Origin of the sequence: Streptomyces europaeiscabiei, assembly GCF_001550375.1 — a bacterium.
Classification (GTDB): domain Bacteria; phylum Actinomycetota; class Actinomycetes; order Streptomycetales; family Streptomycetaceae; genus Streptomyces; species Streptomyces europaeiscabiei.
This window is the reverse complement of sequence record NZ_LRTR01000842.1, coordinates 1-752: the sequence shown is the minus strand read 5'-3', so window position 1 is coordinate 752 and position 752 is coordinate 1. Positions and strand designations below refer to the sequence as shown.

The following is a 752-nucleotide window of genomic DNA, read 5'->3' as shown; positions in this document are numbered from 1 at the left end:
GCGGGCCGGCTGGCGAGCGACGTCGCGCTGAAGGCGCCGCCGGGCGAACCGCTGCCCACGGAACCCCGGCTGACCGTGCACTCCACCGCCGCCGGCCGCATCGCGCTGACCCGGGCCTTCGCCTCCCGGCGCCCCGGCACCTACGGCCTCACCGGCAGCGGCTCCCACGCGGTCGTCGGCAACGTCCTGGACGGCGCCCCGCACGCCCCCGACGCCGTCGTACGCCGCCTGGAGCGCGTCACCCACGGCACCCTGGAGCCGGGCGACAAGGTGTGGCTCACCCCCGGCCTCCACATCGGCGACCCGCGGACCGCGCTCGGCCTCGACCACGACGACGTCGAGGTACGCGGCGAACTCGGCACCCTGCCCGCCTGGTTCGTGCCCGCCGCCCGGGACACCTGGGTGATCGCCGTGCACGGCCTCGGCGCCACCCGCGAACACACCATGAACGTCATGGAGTCCCTGCACCGCCACCATTTCCCGGTCCTCGCCCTCGCCTACCGCGGCGACCCGGGCGCACCCCGCTCCCCGGACGGACTGAACCACCTCGGCGAGACCGAGTGGCGCGACGTGGACGCCGCCATCAGGTACGCCGTCCGGTCCGGCGCCGAGCGGGTCGTCCTGCACGGCTGGTCCACCGGCGCCACCATGGCCCTGCGCGCCGCCACGCACTCCGCGCTGCGCGACCGTGTCGCCGGACTCGTCCTGGACTCACCGGTCCTCGACTGGGCGGCCACCCTGCGCGCCCTCGC

1 protein-coding gene is annotated in these 752 nt (G+C 76.3%); it reads left to right on the top strand.

Features of this window, described 5'->3' with window-relative positions:
* Positions 1-752 (top strand): alpha/beta hydrolase family protein (locus tag AWZ10_RS42795; RefSeq protein WP_060893829.1); only part of this gene is annotated, 752 nt, incomplete at both ends.